Below are 16,204 nucleotides of genomic sequence, written 5' to 3' on the forward strand. Positions count from 1 at the left end.
CGAGCACGTTGAGGCGGCCACGGTGGGCCATGCCGATGACGATTTCCTGCGCGCCGAGGCCACCGGCGACCCGGATCAGCTCGTCCATCGCGACGATCGTCGATTCGCCGCCTTCGAGCGAGAAGCGTTTCTGGCCGACGTAGCGGGTGTGCAGATAGCGCTCCAGCGTCTCGGCGGCGGTGGTGCGCTCGAGGATGCGCTTCTTCTTCGCCGCATCGAACTTGGGCGTCGCGCGCACGCTCTCGAGCCGGCTCTGGATCTTATTTCTTCGGTGCGCAGCGAAAAGGAAACGATTCGTCGCGGAATGTCGCTGCCCCGTCCGCGGCGGGTGATACGCGATCGCGCCGGCAACGCGCGGCGCGATCGCTTTGCCGGCCCCGACCTCAGGTCGGGGCCAATCGGGCCAGGATCAGAAGTTGTGGGCCATACCGAGGACGATGCCGCTCTGCTTCTCGGACGCAGTCGCCCAGTCGGCGAGCGCACCCGCCGCACGGACCGGGCTGCCGCCGAGCACGTAGGCGCCGGCGTCCTGGTTTTTCAGGTTGGTGTAGAGCGTGTAGACCTGGGTGCGCTTCGACAGGGCGTAGTTGTAGCCCACCGTGTACATGCGCGCGCCGCTGTCATCACGACCGGCGCTGCCTTTCCAGTCGTAGGCCTTGCCGTAGAAGGCGCCGACGGTGTGTGCGCCGGTGGTGTACTTCGCCAGCAGGTGGCCGTAGTTACGCGTACGGTCGTTGCCGCTCTGGTTGATGTTCTTCAGCTTGTCGCGCTCGACCAGGGCCGCCAGATAGACGGGCCCGATCTGATAGCCGACAGTGATGAAGTTCGAGAAACCGTCTTCGTAGAAGGACGCCGAGTGGGTCTGCATGCGACGCTGCTGCAGGTGGCCCCAGGCGGCCTTCAGCGGGCCGTTCGCGTACAGCACGTTGGCCGAGATCGCACGGGCGCCGTTGCTGCCCAGTTGCTCCTGGCTGCCGGAGGTCGGGCCGAAGGAGTACCACAGCTTGGCGCTCAGGCCGCCGAAGGTCGGCGATTCGTAGCTGACCGCGTTCGGCAGGCGCTGGTCGAAGCCGCCGGTCGCGGCGGTGGAGCCGTTGGCCCACAGGGTCGCATCGTTCGAAGTGCCGGTGAACAGCTGGAAGTAGTTACCGGAGATCGAATGCAGGTCGTCGTACGGGTGGTAGAAGTTGCCCGCCTTGATCGAACCGAAGTTGCTCTTCAGGCCGACGAAGCTCTCGCGGCCGGCGAGCGCGTTGGAACCGCCGCTGCCACCGTCGTCCAGTTTGACGCCCGACTCGATCTGGAAGAAGGCCTTCAGCCCGTTGCCCAGCGCTTCCTCGCCGCGGAAACCGATGCGCGAAGTGTTGTTATTCAGCACTTGCTTCGTCTTCGTGCCGGACGCCTTGAGCGATTCGAACGAGACGTGCGCGCGACCGTACACGGTGACGCTCGTTTCCTGCGCCGACGCCACCTGGGCGACGCCGCTGCCGACCAGCCCCAGCAGAGCAATACCGATTTGCTTCTTCATAAATGATCCTTCCTTGGTTTTCAAAAAGGTTTTTCCCGGCGGAACAGCACACCCTCGCGCGCTTCGCCCCTCACGCCGTCTTCGTTCTTCAGGCGCCAAAGGATTCCCGTCGCGTCACGCATGAATGCTGACGTCCGCTTGTGTTACGCATTTGTCTGGGGGCGGTTTTCGCGTCGATCCCCGTTCCCGTTGCCCGGAGTCGCTGCCACCCGTGCCGATGTTTGTTTCGCGCGTGTGGCGCCGCTAATCGCTGTCGGTCTTCATCCTCCCCATTCCTCCTTTGGCTTTTTCACGGTTATCCACCTCGGCAAAGCGTCGGCTTGCTGAACCGGTGAACTAATCCTAGAACACGATTTTGTCTGTGGCAACATTATTTTGCAACGCCGCTCTATTAGACAGAACTACAGCTCACCTGCCTTAACGTAGCACCAGCACCGGAATCCGGCAGTTATTCAGCAGCGAGGTCGTTTCGCTGCCCAGCAGCAGGCCGGCGAGGCCCGATCGGGCGTGCGACGCCATGCAGATCAGGTCGCAGCCCCGGCCCTCGGCGGCGGCGATGATTTCCTCGAACGGCGAGCTGCCGCTGACGTAGAAGCAATCGACCTGGACGCCTTGGTCATTTGCTTCGCGGGTAATCACCGCGAGAAACTCCTCGGCCGCGTCCTCCAGCACGCGGTCGCCGAGCATCGCCACGCCGGCCCCGGTCGGTGCGTGCGACGGCAGGACGACCGACAGTCCGGTGACCTTCGCGCCCACGGCCTTCGCGAGTGCGATGCCGTGACGGATTGCCGTCAACGACAGCTCGGAACCGTCGGTCGGCAGCAGGATATTCTTGTACATGGCGTTTCCTCGATTGACAGGATGATTTGCGGGGGGGTGCGCTCAGCGTGTACCCATCGACGCGAAGTGGCGCAGCATCCGTTCCGCATCGGGCTCGACGCCGCCGGTAAACAGACGGAAGGCGTCGACGGCCTGGAACACCGCCATGCCGCCGCCGTCGAGCGTGCGGCAGCCCTTGGCGGACGCGACGCGCAGCAATTCGGTTTCGAGCGGGAAGTAGACGATCTCCGCGACCCAGTGCGAGGGTCTCAGCAGCTCGGCCGGCAACGGCAAGCCGGGGTACTTGGCCATGCCGGTGGGCGTCGCGTGGATCAGGCCGTCGGCCTGGTCCATTGCTGCGGCGAGGTCGGTGCAGGCGACGGCGCGGCCGGCACCAAACTGCGCGCACAAGCTCGCCGCCAGCGCCTCGGCGCGGGCGACGTCGGAATCGCACACGGACAGCTGTCCGACGCCCTGCGACAGTGCCGCGTGGGCGACGGCAGCGCCGGCACCGCCCGCGCCGAGCTGGACCACACGGTCGCGTTTCGCGTCGGGCAGGCCGCGGCGGAAACTCGCACCGAAGCCGGAGCAGTCGGTGTTGTAGCCGATGCGCTTGCCGTCGCGCAGTACGACGGTATTGACCGCGTTCAGCGCACGCGCGTCGTCGGACAGCTCGTCGAGCAAGGGAATCACCGTCTGCTTGAACGGGAAAGTGATGTTCAGGCCGCAAAAACCCATGCGCTCAGCGGCGAGCAACAGGTCCGGCAGCGCGTCGGTGCCGAGCCCGAGTGTTTCGATGTCGATTTTCTTGTACATATAGCGCAGGCCCTGCTCGTCGCCCTCGCGCTCATGCATCGGCGGCGTGCGCGAGGCCTGGATGCCGGCCCCGATCAGCCCGCACAGGAAGGATTGCTTCGGATTCGTACTCATTTCGTGTAGCTCCTAGCGCGGTCTCACCTGCGGCCATTCCTGCCGCATTGCCGCAGACTGTCGGGATCGTGTTCGGAGTGGCGCCAGCGGATCATCCCGTGCGGATCCGTCGCGCACCCGGTGGCTTACTTGAGTGTCTTGCCCCAACGTTCGATGTCGGCCGCGAGACGTTCGCGCAGGGCCTTCGGGGTCGCGCGTTCGGCGCTCACCGGCTGCGTGCCGAGCGCCTGTAGCGCACTCTGCAAGGCGGGATCCTGCAGCGCCTGCTGCAAGGCCTTCGTCAGCCGGTCGACGACTTCGGGCGGCGTATCCTTCGGCGCGTAGAGGCCGTGCCAGACCAGCACGTCCACGCCCGGCAGCCCGGCTTCGGCGAGTGTCGGCACGTCCGGCAGAGCCGGCAGACGTTCTGCCGTGGTGACGCCGTAGGCCTGGACCTCACCCGCCTTGATCCGTGCGAGCGTGTTGCTCGTCTGGTCGCACATTAGATCGACGTGACCGTCACTGAGCATCGCGGTCATTGCGTTCGCGGTACCCGGGTAAGTCAGCATCGCCACCTTCCTGTCGGCGGCGCGCGCGAACAGCACGCCGCAAAGATGCGAGGCGGACCCGGCACCGGCATGACCGTAGGTAAGCTTGCGCCGGCCCTTGTCGAGCTGGGTCAGCAGTTCGGGCAGCGTATGGGCACGCAATTCACGCCGGCCGATCAGCGTCATCGGCACGTCGGCGACCAAGCCGATCGGGGCGAAATCCTTTTGCGGGTCATAGGAAAGCTTGGGGTTGAGCGCCGGGGCGGTGGCATGGCCGACATTGGCCAGTAACAGCACGCTGCCGTCCGGCCGCGAACGCTGCACCTGGCGCGTACCGACCGAACCGCCGCCACCGCCAATATTCTTTACCATCACGCGTTCCCCGAGCGCGCGCCCGAGTGCCGCGGCAAGGGGCTGCGCGAGATGGTCGGTGGGCCCGTCGGCGACGAAAGGGACGACAAGCGTCACTTTCGGATCCGGCTGCGCCGCGAACGCGCCCACCGCGATGAATACGCTCACGACCGCAACGGCACGTCTGACGATTTGAGACATGGAATCTCCTGATTCGACTTGAAATTGATCCTGAGCATTGCCATCCGCTCACCGCCCTGACGCTTGCGCGATCCGCCGGACGCCCCAGCCCTTACTTCGCGCCGCGGACCTTCGCGATCTCGGCGTACACGTCCTTGACGAAGGGCTCGCCGAGTTCCTTCGTGTACTTCTCGATCACCGGCTTCACTTTTTCACGCATCTTGGCGACTTCTTCCGGCGGCAGTTCGGTGACCTCGAGCTTCTTCTTCAGGTATTCCAGCGCCTCGGCGTTCTTGCGTGCCGACACCTGGCGCTCGAAATCGCGCGCTTCGTTGGCCGCCTCCTGGATGATCTTCTGCTCGGCCGGCGTCATCTTGTCCCACGCCTTCTTGCTCATGATGATGATCTGCGGGTTGTACTGGTGACGGGTCAGCGTCAGGTACTTCTGCACTTCATCGAACTTCATCACCGGAATCGTCACCAGCGGGTTCGTCGCACCATCGACGGCCTTCTGTTCGAGCGCGTTGTAGACTTCCGGGAAGGGCAGTGGCGTGGCGTTGGCACCCAGCGCGTTCATCATGTCGACATACACCGGGGTCTGGATCACGCGGATCTTCAGGCCCGCGAGATCTTCCACCTTCTTGACCGCGCGCTTGTTGTTGGAGATGTGGCGGAAACCCAGTTCCGGGTAGGCCAGGCCGACGATGCCCTTCGCCGGGAGCTTGTCCATCAGCGCCTTGCCGATCGGGCCATCCATGATCGCGTGGGCTTCCTTCTCGTTGTCGAACAGGAAGGGGAAATCGAGCACCGAGAATTCCTTGGCCAGGCCGTTCAGCAGGCTCGCGTTCATCTGCGAGAATTCGACCGTGCCGCCCTGCAGCGAGGACACGACCTGCACATCGCCGCCGAGCACGCCGCCGCCGAAGATCTTGATGGTGAGGCTGCCACCGCTTTTCTCTTTGACCAGCGCGGCAAACTTCTCGACGCCGTCGTACTGCGCGGTACCGGGGTTGGTCTGCATCGCCAGCTTCATGTCGCGCGCTTCGGCGTCGTGCGACACCAGGGCGCCCGTCGCGAGGACGGCGAACGAACCCAACACCCCTGCCACCAGTTTCTTCATTTGAATTTTCATCATGTCTCCTTGTCCAGCGTGCAAAAAAATGACTTCCGGATCGAAGCGCGGAAGCGGCGCTCTTGTCGGAGCCCGCGCGACCCGAGTCGGCCGCGCGGGCTCCGTTAATCTTCAGTTCGCAAACCAGGCCGCGGGAACGGTAACCAGGGCCGGGAACATCACCAGCGAGAACAGCACCACCAACTGCGCGATCAGGAAGGGCCACACGCCCTTCATCAGGTCATCCATGCTGATTTTGCCGACACCGGCGACCACGTTCAGCACCGTACCCACCGGCGGCGTGATCAGGCCGATCGCATTATTCATGATGAACAGCACGCCGAAGTAGACCGGATCGATGCCCGCCTGCTTGACCACCGGCATCAGCACCGGTGTCAGGATCAGGATCGTTGGCGTCATGTCCATGGCAGTCCCCACTGCCACCACGATCAGCATGATCACGATCAGCAGCAAGGTCTGGTTGTCCATGAAGGGCTCGAGGAGCGCAATCAGGTCACTTGGAAGATCGGCCACCGTGATCAGCCAGGCGGACACCATCGCCGCCGCCACCAGGAACATCACCACCGCGGTGGTCGTCGCGGAGTTCACGAACACCCCGTAGATGTCGCGCGGCTTCAACTCTTTATAGACAAACACGGCGATGAACAGCGAATACACCGCGGCAACGACTGCAGCCTCGGTCGGCGTGAAGACACCGAATTTCAGGCCCACGATGATGATCAGCGGGAGCATCAGCGCCCACACACCATCGACGACAATCGCCATGATTTCCTTGAGCGTCTTGCGCGGGAAGGGCTTGACGTTCTCCTTGCGCGCGACGAGGGCCCAGGCGATGCACAGGGCGATCCCCAGCACCAGGCCCGGGAAAATCCCGGCAAGGAACAGCTTGGAGATCGATACGCCGCTGGCGACGCCGAACAGGACGAAGCCAATGCTGGGCGGAATGATCGGGGCGATGATGCCGCCCGCAGCGATCAGGCCGCAGGAGCGGGCCTTGTCATGGCCGGCGGCAACCATCATCGGCACGAGCAGCGCAGCGAGCGCTGCCGAGTCGGCAACGGCCGATCCGGACAGCGACGCCAGCAGGCACGACGCCATGATCGCCACATAGCCCAGACCGCCCTTGAAGTGGCCGACCACCGCCAGGGCGATATTCACGATGCGCTTCGACAGGCCGCCGACGTTCATGATCTCGCCGGCGAGCAGGAAGAACGGCACGGCCATCAGCGGGAAGCTGTCGGCACCGTTGATCAGATTCTGCGCAACGATCTGGGCATCGAAGATGTCCAGGTGATACATCAAGGCGACGCCGCACACCAGCAGCGCAAACGCGATCGGCATTCCCAGCGCCATGGCTCCCAACAGCGAGCCCAGGAAAACAGCAACAGTCATGATTGATCCCTTCCTCTTTGCTTAGCGCTTGCCGGTCGCGACAGCGGCCATCGGCTTGCTGGCCGGCGCGGATTCTTCCTCGCCATGCAGTTCCGCAAGCTCTTCCGATTCCTTGACCATCACCAGCTCATGCACGTCCAGCTTGCCGGCGAGCGCACGATAGAGGTCATGGAGAACCACCAGCGAAGAGGTCACGCCGAAGACGACGCCCACGCCGTAGAAGTAGGCCATCGACCAGCCCGAGGTCGGCGCCTTGACATCCATGTTGATGACCGTCTGGTCCCAGCTGCCGCTGAGCAGCAGCCAGCAGCAGTACAGCATCAGCGACTGCGAAATGACGAAGCAGATCTTTTTTCCGAGAGGCGACAGCCGGGCAACTACCGCATCGACCCCAAGATGGCCATGTTCGCGCATCGCGACCAGGGCACCGAGGAAAGTCATCCAGACAAAGAACCAACGCGAGACCTCTTCCGAGACCGAGATCCCGCTGTTGAACGCGTAACGCAAGAAGACGTTTCCGAACACCAGGACGACCATCACCGCAAGACAGGCGGCAATCGTGAACTTGAGGAAACGGAAGTACCCATCGACGATGGTCGTCACGATGGATACGGGCACACCTGGTGAATTCATGGACTTCTCCTCCAATGGCATCTTTTGACCGGCCAGGCCTTATACATCGCCCCTGCTTGTCTGCACCATTCCTCTCTGCGGGATCTTGTCGGTGCATTCATCGTTATCGGAGCGTCACACTGTCACTAAGACCTGTTGCTGATGAAACTATAGAACGTAATTCTACTCTGCGCAACATGTATTCAGAATCGTGTTTCCTTTATCAGTATCCCTGATAAAAAGGAGCCCGCAGCAGCGGGCTCAAGCGCAACCATCAGCTGCGCGGAGGAGAAACATACGGTAAGCGTCAGCGCCGGCGCGCCGCCAGCAGGTGGTAAAAGGACAGCAACAAGCCGCTGCTGGCGATGACGGCGATGCCCACCCAGGTGATCGGATCGGGCAAGGCGCCGAACACCATGAAACCGAGCATCGCGGCCCACACCAGCTGGGTATAGCTGTACGGCCCCAGCGCCATCGCGGACGAGCATTCGAGCGCCTTGGTGATGATGTAATGGGCAAGTCCGCCGACCAGTCCGGCAAGCACCATGATCGCCGCGTGTTCAAGGTCGGGCGTCTTCCACACGAAAGGCATCACCGGCGCGAGCACGACGACCCCGACGAGCCCGGTATACAGATTGGTGGTGACCGGATGTTCGGAACTGTGGAAGAAGCGCGTCACCATCTGGTAGACCGCGTTGCAGCAGGCGGTGCCGATGGGAAACAGGATCGCCCAGGTCAGCAGGCCACCGCCGGGGCGCACGATGATCAGCACGCCGATAAAGCCGAGGACCACCGCGAACCAGTCGATCGCCTTGACCCGTTCGCCGAGCACCGGCCCGGACAGCATCGTGATGATCAGCGGCGCGAGAAACAGCACCGCCGTCGTCTCGGTCAGCGGCAGGCGCGACAAGCCGTTGATGACCAGCAGGCTCGCGCCGAGCAGACAGCCGCCGCGCAGCAATTGCAGGCGCAGATTGGCGGTGCGCAGGATGCGGCTCTTCATGCGCGGCGCAAACAGGATCGCGATTGCGAGCGTCTGCACCGCGTAGCGCACCCAGATCACCTCGGTCAGCGGGAAGCCTTTCGACAGATACTTGATCAGCGTGTCGAGCGCCGCGAAGCACAGGCACGTCACGCACATCAGCAGTGGGCCGAGCACACGGGCGCGATAGACGCTGTCGCCGCTCACTGGAAATGTGCTCCGCCGTCAGGCTGCAGATTCATTGCATGCTCTCGCGCAAGGCGTTGCGGCTGCACTTGAAGGTATAGCCGGCACGGCCGCGCATCGGCAAGGCATCGTTTGGCTCAGGCCGCCCGCAGCATGTCGATCACCGGCGTGACATCGGGACGCACGCCCCGCCACAGGTAGAAGGCCTCGGCCGCCTGCGCGACCAGCATGCCCAGGCCATCGGCAACCTGCGCGGCGCCGTTTTCCAGCGCATGGCTCATGAACGGCGTATTGCCCTTGCCATACACGAGGTCGTATGCGAGCGACCCGGCGGCGTAACTGCCCACCGGCAGTGGCACGTCCTCGCCGCTGAGGCTCGCCGAGGTCGCATTGATGACGACATCGAACTGCTCGCCGGCGAAATCCGCAAACCCCCCGGCGGCGACATTGCCGTACGCGGCGACGCGCGCGCGCAGCGCCTCGGCCTTGGCCGGCGTGCGGTTGGCGATGACGAGACGGCTCGGCTGCTCTTCCAGCAGCGGCAGCAAAGCGCCGCGCGCCGCGCCGCCGGCACCGAGCAGCAGCACCCGCTTGGCGCGCAAGGCGACGCCGACGCGCCCCTGGATGTCGCGCACCAGACCGACGCCGTCGGTGTTCTCGCCGAGGATGCTGCCGTCCTCGTCGAACTTCAGCGTATTCACCGCCTGCGCGAGCCGCGCCCGCTCGGTCAGGCGGTCGGCGAGTTCCAGCGCCTCGACCTTGAACGGCACCGTGACGTTCATCCCCTTGCCTCCGGCGGCGCGAAACGCGCGCACGGCTTCGGCAAAACCGCCGATCGGGCCGAGGATCGCTTCATACGTCATGTCATGGCCGAACTGGCGCGCGAACGCGGCATGCAGCTTCGGCGATTTGGTCTGGGCGATGGGGTTGCCAATCACGGCGTAACGGTCGGTCATGTTGTGCTCCTGGCGCAGGGATCAGGCACTGGTGAAGACCACACTCTAAAATATCATTCCGTTGAACGCAACTTTGTTCTGTTTTCACGTTGCATCCAGCAGACTCCCGCTCCAGGCTTCCGAACATCGACACCGATTTCGCGCCCGCAGGGGCCCATGCTTCGCTTTGACCTTGCCTCGACGGCAGGATAGATTTTCGGCACTTAGTTCCGTTCGACAGAATTCAACCCACAAGAAGTGGCAGACGTGCCTGCTGCCGGATGCCGGCGAACGCCGGAAAGTGCTGTGGGACACACCGCGCAGGCTCTTCGGCTTCGGCGCGACGCCGTCCTGATGCGGCTGCGGCCGACTAGCGCCGGCCGATCAGCGTGGCGATCTGCGCGAGATCGTCGGCGTAGCAGATGCGGCCGCCGAAGCGCGCCTGCAAGTCCGCCGGGAGGCGGTAGCCGACCACCTGCACGCCGGCCGCCAGCCCCGCCTCGACGCCCGCGCGACTGTCCTCGACAAGCAGGCAGCGAGCCGGCTCGACCTGCATCAGTGCAGCGGCGTGCCAGATCAGTTGCGGGTCGGGCTTCCACGATCCGACCTCGTAGGCACTGACGATGCGGTCGGTGAAATGCGACAGCAGGCCGGTCGCGGCGAGGCAGGTTTCGATCTTGTCGCGCGGGCCGTTCGACGCGACGCACTTGTCCAGCCCGAGCCGCTCGACGAGTTCGACGGCGCCGGGCATCGCCTGCAGTTCGCCGGCCAGCACCGTGTTGCTGCGCCGGCGATAGCGGACCGTGAAGTCGTCGGCGTCGAGCTGCGGCCAGGACTCGCACAGCTCGGCGACAAAGCGCGCGAACTTCTCGCCACGGCTGCGCAGCAAGATCTGCTCGCGGCTGGTGTCGATGCCTTCTTCGGCGAGCATCTCGGCGATGACCGACGCGGCGACGGTCTCGCTGTCGACCAGCGTGCCGTCGCAATCGAAAATGACCGCTTCTATCGTCATGCGCATTCCGGCCTCGCGGGATCGGGGTTCACGTGCAGGAAATTGCTGCCATCCATGCCGCGGCGACCGACTGCCGCGCAAATTATCCGGAGTGCCCGTGGCCGTGCTTGTGATGCGACTTTGGGACGGCCTTTTCGGGCTCTGCCGCAGGGTAGCGAATGATGGTGACGGGTTCGTCGGGCTCGAACCAGAACTCGCCCTGGGTGGCCTCGAGGCGGCCCACGACCACGACGACCAGTCCATCCACCAGCTTGACCTGGGTGATGGTCTCCCACGCAAACGTCGGGTGGGCGTTGGCTCCCGGACCGTCGTAGATATGGTCGCCGACGCGAACATCGGCGGCGGGGATCGTGATCCTGTTCGTCATGCCTATCTCCTTCCGGAACGCCCGCAGGCCGGTCCCTGACATCACGCGATCATGATGCACCCTCCCGGGGATCCGCACCACCGTATCGGCAGCCGCCTCCGCCGAATACGCGGTCGCCCCGGCGACGCGATGGAAGGTCCGGCATGACCGCGACCGGCACCACCCGTGGCAGAGACGACGCTTGGGCGCTGGCGGAGATTACTTTGCAGCCGCGCGCGCTGCAGAAACGCCGGCGCGCAGCGCGAGCAGGTAGCTGTCGGCGCCGAAGCCGCAGATCTGGCCCTTGACGATCTCGCCGAACACCGAGTGGTGGCGGAATTCTTCGCGGGCGTGGATGTTCGACATGTGCAGCTCGACGATCGGGCAGGTCAGGATCGCCAGGGCATCGCGGATGCCGTAGCTGTAATGGGTCCACGCGCCGGCGTTGATCAGCACGGCATCGACCTTATCGAGGAAACCCTGGTGAATGCGCTCGACCATCTCGGCTTCGCTGTTGGTCTGGAAACTCTCGACCTCGGCATCGAGTTCCGTGCCCAGCGCGCGCAGATTCGCGTCGATCTCGGCCAACGTGATCGTGCCGTACTGGACGGGGTCGCGCTTGCCGAACATGTTGTGATTGATGCCGTGGAGCATGAGCACTTTCATGATGATGCCTTCCTGTCCTTGATGATCAGCTGAGGGAGATGCCGGGCGGGCGCGGTGCCCGCCCCGACGGGCTTACTTGCGACGGATCTTGTCCAGTTCGGCATACACCGCCTCGCGGCGTGCTTGTCGATCTGTATGTCCCGACCGCAAATCGTGATCGGGCTACCGTGGATGAGAAAAATAAAACAGAGTTCTATTTAATGCAACACTTTTCGACGGGTCGTGGTTCTTTTTTTGGAATACTCCGGCACTCCGATGCGCGCGACGCCGTCTTCGGCGTACAGCACGCCAACAGGCCGCGTCCCCGCATAGGAAGACCTTTTCAGGCTTGGCGATCGTCGGTATGTGCGCCAATACTGCCCGGCTCTGTGTCGTGTGCATAACTTCACGACGGCCACCGACGACATGTTACAAATCATGTCCTCTGCGTGAAGGATGTAACGCTCTCGGCGCTGGCTCTCCCCTAGCATTGGCCCGAGCCATTCCCCAGTTGTTCGTCGTGCAATTTGCGGCGGTACACGGCGGGAAGTGGATGCGTCCGTCAATGGTTCAAACAGATCCCATTTGCGGTAACAAGAAAATGACAGGGAGGAGTGCCAGCATGAAGAGTTTCAAGACCACGATATTGATCGCCAGCCTGTCCGCCATGACCGGCTCCGTGTGGGCGGCACCCGTGGAGAAATGTGGTGGCGCCGACATCGCCAATGGTCCGTTCGCCTATGCGCAAACGGGGATTTTCAACGCCACTTTCAGCGGAACCGGCGGTGATGCCCTGAACGCGGGCTTCGACGTCGCCGCCCCCATGCCCAAAACCGATACCGCCGCCGAAAACGTGTTTCCGGGGCAAGGCGGCCTCAATGAATGCGCCTTCTATGCCGACGCATTCATCGGCGTGCTGGAAATTGAATTGGTCGCCGACGCCAGCGGCAACCCCTTGAGCACACCTGTCAAGGTCGCGCTGGATTCTGCCCTTGGCCAAACCATCGCCGGTGCCGTTTCGGTTGCTCCTGGCGCGTGGAATGCATTTGTCCCCGGAGACAAGACACCCGTTTCGGTCAATGTCACCAATCCGAATGTGGCGCCGGCTTACTATGGCGAATATGCCCTGAAGTTGGCCGCGAAGGCCGACGGTTTCGGCATTGGCGTCGGCCCCGGTGTCATGCTCAGCCTGGTCTTGACGGCCCCGACCCTGACCGACAAGACCGCGCCGACCGTCACCATCAACAAACCGGCGGTCGAAGAGATCCTCGGCAAAGTTGCAGTCGAAATCCTGGCCTCCGACCCCAACGACTCCGCCGCCGCAACGGGACTGGCTTCCCTGAGCGCGAGCGTGAGCAGCGCCGGCGGTAAAGTGCTCAATCTGCCCCTCGCGCTGACCCTCGACCAGGCGCTTACAGCGCCGGCGGGGGTAATGGTCACCGGAACGGGCGAATTCACGCCGACCGGCGGCACTGGCGAGCTTGGGACGGTCATCGGCGCCCCCTTCGCCGTAGTATCCCCGAGCGGAATCGGCACCTATACGCTCAAAGCGACGGCCAGGGATGGCGCGGGAAATACGACCGTCGCCAACAAGACCTTCAGGGTCGGCTATGACGTGGGCTTTACGAAGGAATTTTCTACAACGCCCTGTCAAACAGGGGGCAGTGCAAACTGCGCGGGTCAATTCAAATTTACCGTCAATCGCTCCAGTACGACATCAGACGGAGCGTTTATGGTTGACCACAGTGTGATCGTCAAACTTCGTGAGGCCAGCAGCAACGCGGAAGTTGCCAGCCACTCGTACGGAACGGGTGCGATCGGGTCTTATGTGAAAATCGATGCGGCCACCACACCTTCCTACGAAACCAACTTCAGGCGTGGTGACTGGGGAGCCACCACACCCAAGGCTTACAAAGCGGAAGTCTATTTCGTCGATGTGGATGGCAATCCTGTCCTTCAAAAGACGAGTAATGCTGTAACTTTCTAACCGCCGAATCGCCCTGCAGGCCGCCCGTTGGGGCGGCCTTTTTTTGTCGAACGGCGCGGACTGACGAGATCGCATCCGCGAAACTTGCTGTCGATGGCCAAGTCGAACAGAGCCAGGCCTGCGCGGCTTGAATGCGCGAATCTCTCCCAATTCAGGAGAACCAAGATGATCAGCAAGAACACGATTTGTCTCTGGTACGACGGCACCGCGCTGGACGCCGCGAAGTTCTACGCCGAGACGTTCCCGGACAGCGCGGTGGGAGCTGTCCATCGCGCGCCTGGCGACTATCCGGCGGGCAAGCAGGGCGATGTCTTGACGGTCGAGTTCACGGTGATGGGCATCCCTTGTCTCGGCCTGAACGGCGGCCCGGAGTTCAAACACAACGAGGCTTTCTCGTTCCAGGTTGCGACCGAGAACCAGGCCGAAACGGACCGCTTGTGGAACGCGATTGTCGCAAACGACGGTCAGGAAAGCGCATGCGGCTGGTGCAGGGACAAGTGGGGACTGTCGTGGCAGATCACGCCACGCGCCCTGACGGCCGCGATCACCGATCCTGATCCAGCGGCGGCCAAGCGCGCGTTCGAAGCCATGATGGAGATGAGAAAGATCGACATCGCTGCAATCGAAGCGGCTCGGCGCGGCTGACGCTCCTGCTGCCGGCCCTGCCCGCGTCGCCGCGGGCACGAGCTGCAACCGGCGGATTGACCGCGAGTCTGGTGAAAATGCCGGCAGACCTGGGCGGTGACATCGATGCCGCGCTTCCGGCTCAGCCGGGCACCGAACTCGCGCACGCCGCCGAACACCGGAGACACGCATGAGCGCACTTCCCCTCTCGCAAGACCGCGCGCCGGGCATGACACGTGCGCAATTCCTGCGCCTCGCTGCCGGGGCCGCCACCGCGCTGCTGGTCGGACGCCCGGCCGGCGCACAAACTGCCGCCGAATCGTCCGGCATGACCATGCTTGCGCGCCCGATTCCCGCCACCCGCGAGATGCTGCCGGTGATCGGCTGCGGTACCCACAGGGGCTTCGACGTGGCGCGCGACACGGACGAATACCGACGCCTGCCCGGCGTCCTGCAGGCGCTGTTCGCGGCCGGCGGTTCGGTGATCGACAGTTCGCCGATGTACGGCCGCGCCGAGACGGTGACGGGCGAGCTGCTCGCCGCGGGCGGAACCCGCAACAAGGCCTTCGTCGCGACCAAGGTGTGGACGCGCGGCCGCGCCGAGGGCATCCGCCAGATGCAGGCCTCGATGCGGCTGCTGCAGGTCGAGCGGCTCGACCTGATGCAGGTGCATAACCTCGTAGACTGGCGCACCCAGCTCGCGACGCTGCGCGACTGGAAAGCCGCGGGGCGCGTGCGCTATCACGGCATCACGCATTACACCGCCGGCGCCTACGACGAACTCGAGGCCGTGATGCGCGCGGAGCGCTTCGATTTCCTGCAGATCAACTACTCGCTCGACGAACGCGAAGCCGAGCGGCGCATCCTGCCGCTGGCCGCCGAACGCGGCATGGCGGTGCTGATCAACCGGCCGTTCGGCGGCGGCGGCCTGCTGCGGCGGCTGCGCGACCGGCCACTGCCGGCCTGGGCAGCGGAGATCGACGCCACGAGCTGGGCGCAGGTGCTGCTGAAGTTCGTGCTGAGCCACCCGGCGGCAACCTGCGCGATTCCCGGCACCGGCCGGCCGGAACACATGGCGGACAACGCACGGGCCGGCAGCGGGATGATTCCGGACAGCGCTTTCTGGAAACGCCATCTGACGTCGATCGAGCTTTGAGCCGGCGGGCCGGGTCGCTGGTTGCAAATGCATGGCCTATGATTTTTGTATGGCTTGCCGAGCCACGTTCGATACCACCGCGAGGAGGCAAGGATGGACGCGAATTCCCTGGTAAACCCCCGGCGCCGCTCGCTGATCGTGGCGGCCGTTGCCGCCGCGGCAGCCTTGGCCGGCCTGCCGCAGGTCGCCCGCGCGGCGGCCAACGGACTGAAGATCGGCATCATCGGCACGGGCCGGATCGGCGGCACGCTGGCCGAACTGTGGGCCAAGGCCGGTCACGAACTGCTGATTTCCTCGCGCCACCCGGACGCGCTGAGGCCGCTCGCCGAGCGGCTCGGGCCGCGGGTACGCATCGGGACACCGGAGCAGGCGGCGGCCTTCGGGGATGTGGTGCTGATTTCCGTCCCCTACGGCGCGCTGCCGCAGGTGGGGCGCGATTACGCCGCGCTGATGAAAGGCAAGGTGGTGCTGGAAACCGGCAACCCGCGGCCTGAGCGCGATGGCCCCATGGCGGCACCGGTGCTGGCCCGCGGCACCGGGCTCGCGTCGGCCGAATATCTGCCGGGCGTGCGCCTGGTGCGGGCGTTTACCTCGGTGCCGCACGCCGCGCTGCGCAGCGAAGCGCACCGCAATGGCGAGCGCATCGGTGTGCCGCTGGCGGCGGATGACCAGGACGCGCTACAGCTCGCCGTGAAGCTCGTCGAGGACGCGGGATTCGAGGCGGTGGCGGTCGGGGGACTCGCGCGGGCGAAGGACTTCGACGTCGGTTCGCCGGTGTTCGGCCGCGCGATGACGGCGCAGGAATTGCGGCAGGCGCTGGGCGGCGGGCGCTGACGGAGGCGCCGATGTGGGACAGGGTC

16 protein-coding genes and 1 pseudogene are annotated in these 16,204 nt (G+C 64.2%); 4 read left to right on the top strand and 13 right to left on the bottom strand.

Annotated elements, in window-relative coordinates; all coding sequences use genetic code 11:
• The 13 genes and pseudogenes from GPA25_RS07780 to aroQ form a co-directional block, all read right to left on the bottom strand.
• Positions 1–259: pseudogene (locus GPA25_RS07780) on the bottom strand (hypothetical protein); the annotation flags it as partial.
• A 150-nt stretch (positions 260–409) separates the two neighbouring features.
• Entirely contained in the window at positions 410–1,528 is a 1,119-nt protein-coding gene (locus GPA25_RS07785) for a porin (RefSeq protein ID WP_169259814.1), read from the bottom strand.
• 417 nt (positions 1,529–1,945) lie between these two features.
• A complete protein-coding gene (locus GPA25_RS07790; RefSeq protein WP_169259815.1) occupies positions 1,946–2,368 on the bottom strand; it encodes a universal stress protein in 423 nt (140 codons plus the stop codon).
• 42 nt (positions 2,369–2,410) lie between these two features.
• The gene (locus tag GPA25_RS07795; RefSeq protein WP_169259816.1) at positions 2,411–3,277 is read right to left on the bottom strand and encodes a shikimate dehydrogenase; all 867 of its coding nucleotides are present in this window, start codon (positions 3,275–3,277) and stop codon (positions 2,411–2,413) included.
• 125 nt (positions 3,278–3,402) lie between these two features.
• Positions 3,403–4,356, bottom strand: coding sequence for a tripartite tricarboxylate transporter substrate-binding protein (locus GPA25_RS07800; protein ID WP_169259817.1), 954 nt, complete (start codon positions 4,354–4,356; stop codon positions 3,403–3,405).
• Between the two features lie 91 nt (positions 4,357–4,447).
• The gene (locus GPA25_RS07805) at positions 4,448–5,470 is read right to left on the bottom strand and encodes a TRAP transporter substrate-binding protein (protein ID WP_246265467.1); all 1,023 of its coding nucleotides are present in this window, start codon (positions 5,468–5,470) and stop codon (positions 4,448–4,450) included.
• A 108-nt stretch (positions 5,471–5,578) separates the two neighbouring features.
• The gene (locus GPA25_RS07810; RefSeq protein ID WP_169259818.1) at positions 5,579–6,859 is read right to left on the bottom strand and encodes a TRAP transporter large permease subunit; all 1,281 of its coding nucleotides are present in this window, start codon (positions 6,857–6,859) and stop codon (positions 5,579–5,581) included.
• Between the two features lie 21 nt (positions 6,860–6,880).
• Positions 6,881–7,492 (bottom strand): TRAP transporter small permease, encoded by a 612-nt coding sequence (locus tag GPA25_RS07815; protein ID WP_211163007.1) that lies wholly within the window; start codon positions 7,490–7,492, stop codon positions 6,881–6,883.
• Between the two features lie 286 nt (positions 7,493–7,778).
• On the bottom strand, positions 7,779–8,660 hold the full coding sequence (locus tag GPA25_RS07820; RefSeq protein ID WP_169259819.1) for an EamA family transporter: 882 nt from the start codon (positions 8,658–8,660) through the stop codon (positions 7,779–7,781).
• A gap of 116 nt (positions 8,661–8,776) precedes the next feature.
• Complete coding sequence (gene aroE, locus GPA25_RS07825) at positions 8,777–9,595, bottom strand: shikimate dehydrogenase (protein ID WP_169259820.1); 819 nt, start codon at positions 9,593–9,595, stop codon at positions 8,777–8,779.
• Positions 9,596–9,944: 349 nt separating this feature from the next.
• Positions 9,945–10,592 carry an HAD family hydrolase gene (locus GPA25_RS07830; RefSeq protein WP_169259821.1) on the bottom strand — a complete coding sequence of 216 codons (648 nt, stop codon included), beginning with the start codon at positions 10,590–10,592 and terminating at the stop codon, positions 9,945–9,947.
• A 76-nt stretch (positions 10,593–10,668) separates the two neighbouring features.
• Complete coding sequence (locus tag GPA25_RS07835) at positions 10,669–10,953, bottom strand: hypothetical protein (protein ID WP_169259822.1); 285 nt, start codon at positions 10,951–10,953, stop codon at positions 10,669–10,671.
• Between the two features lie 198 nt (positions 10,954–11,151).
• Positions 11,152–11,598 (bottom strand): type II 3-dehydroquinate dehydratase, encoded by a 447-nt coding sequence (gene aroQ, locus GPA25_RS07840; RefSeq protein ID WP_211163008.1) that lies wholly within the window; start codon positions 11,596–11,598, stop codon positions 11,152–11,154.
• A 601-nt stretch (positions 11,599–12,199) separates the two neighbouring features.
• On the opposite strand from aroQ, the gene GPA25_RS07845 reads away from it, so the two are divergent.
• The 4 genes from GPA25_RS07845 (at position 12,200) to GPA25_RS07860 (ending at position 16,178) form a co-directional block, all read left to right on the top strand.
• Entirely contained in the window at positions 12,200–13,564 is a 1,365-nt protein-coding gene (locus GPA25_RS07845; RefSeq protein WP_169259823.1) for a hypothetical protein, read from the top strand.
• A 165-nt stretch (positions 13,565–13,729) separates the two neighbouring features.
• A complete protein-coding gene (locus tag GPA25_RS07850) occupies positions 13,730–14,209 on the top strand; it encodes a VOC family protein (RefSeq protein ID WP_169259824.1) in 480 nt (159 codons plus the stop codon).
• A gap of 169 nt (positions 14,210–14,378) precedes the next feature.
• On the top strand, positions 14,379–15,344 hold the full coding sequence (locus GPA25_RS07855; RefSeq protein WP_211163009.1) for an aldo/keto reductase: 966 nt from the start codon (positions 14,379–14,381) through the stop codon (positions 15,342–15,344).
• A 93-nt stretch (positions 15,345–15,437) separates the two neighbouring features.
• Positions 15,438–16,178, top strand: a complete 741-nt coding sequence (locus GPA25_RS07860; protein WP_169259825.1) for an NADPH-dependent F420 reductase — start codon at positions 15,438–15,440, stop codon at positions 16,176–16,178.
• Positions 16,179–16,204: the final 26 nt, after the last annotated feature.

It is taken from the genome of Aromatoleum diolicum (assembly GCF_012910955.1).
GTDB lineage: Bacteria > Pseudomonadota > Gammaproteobacteria > Burkholderiales > Rhodocyclaceae > Aromatoleum > Aromatoleum diolicum.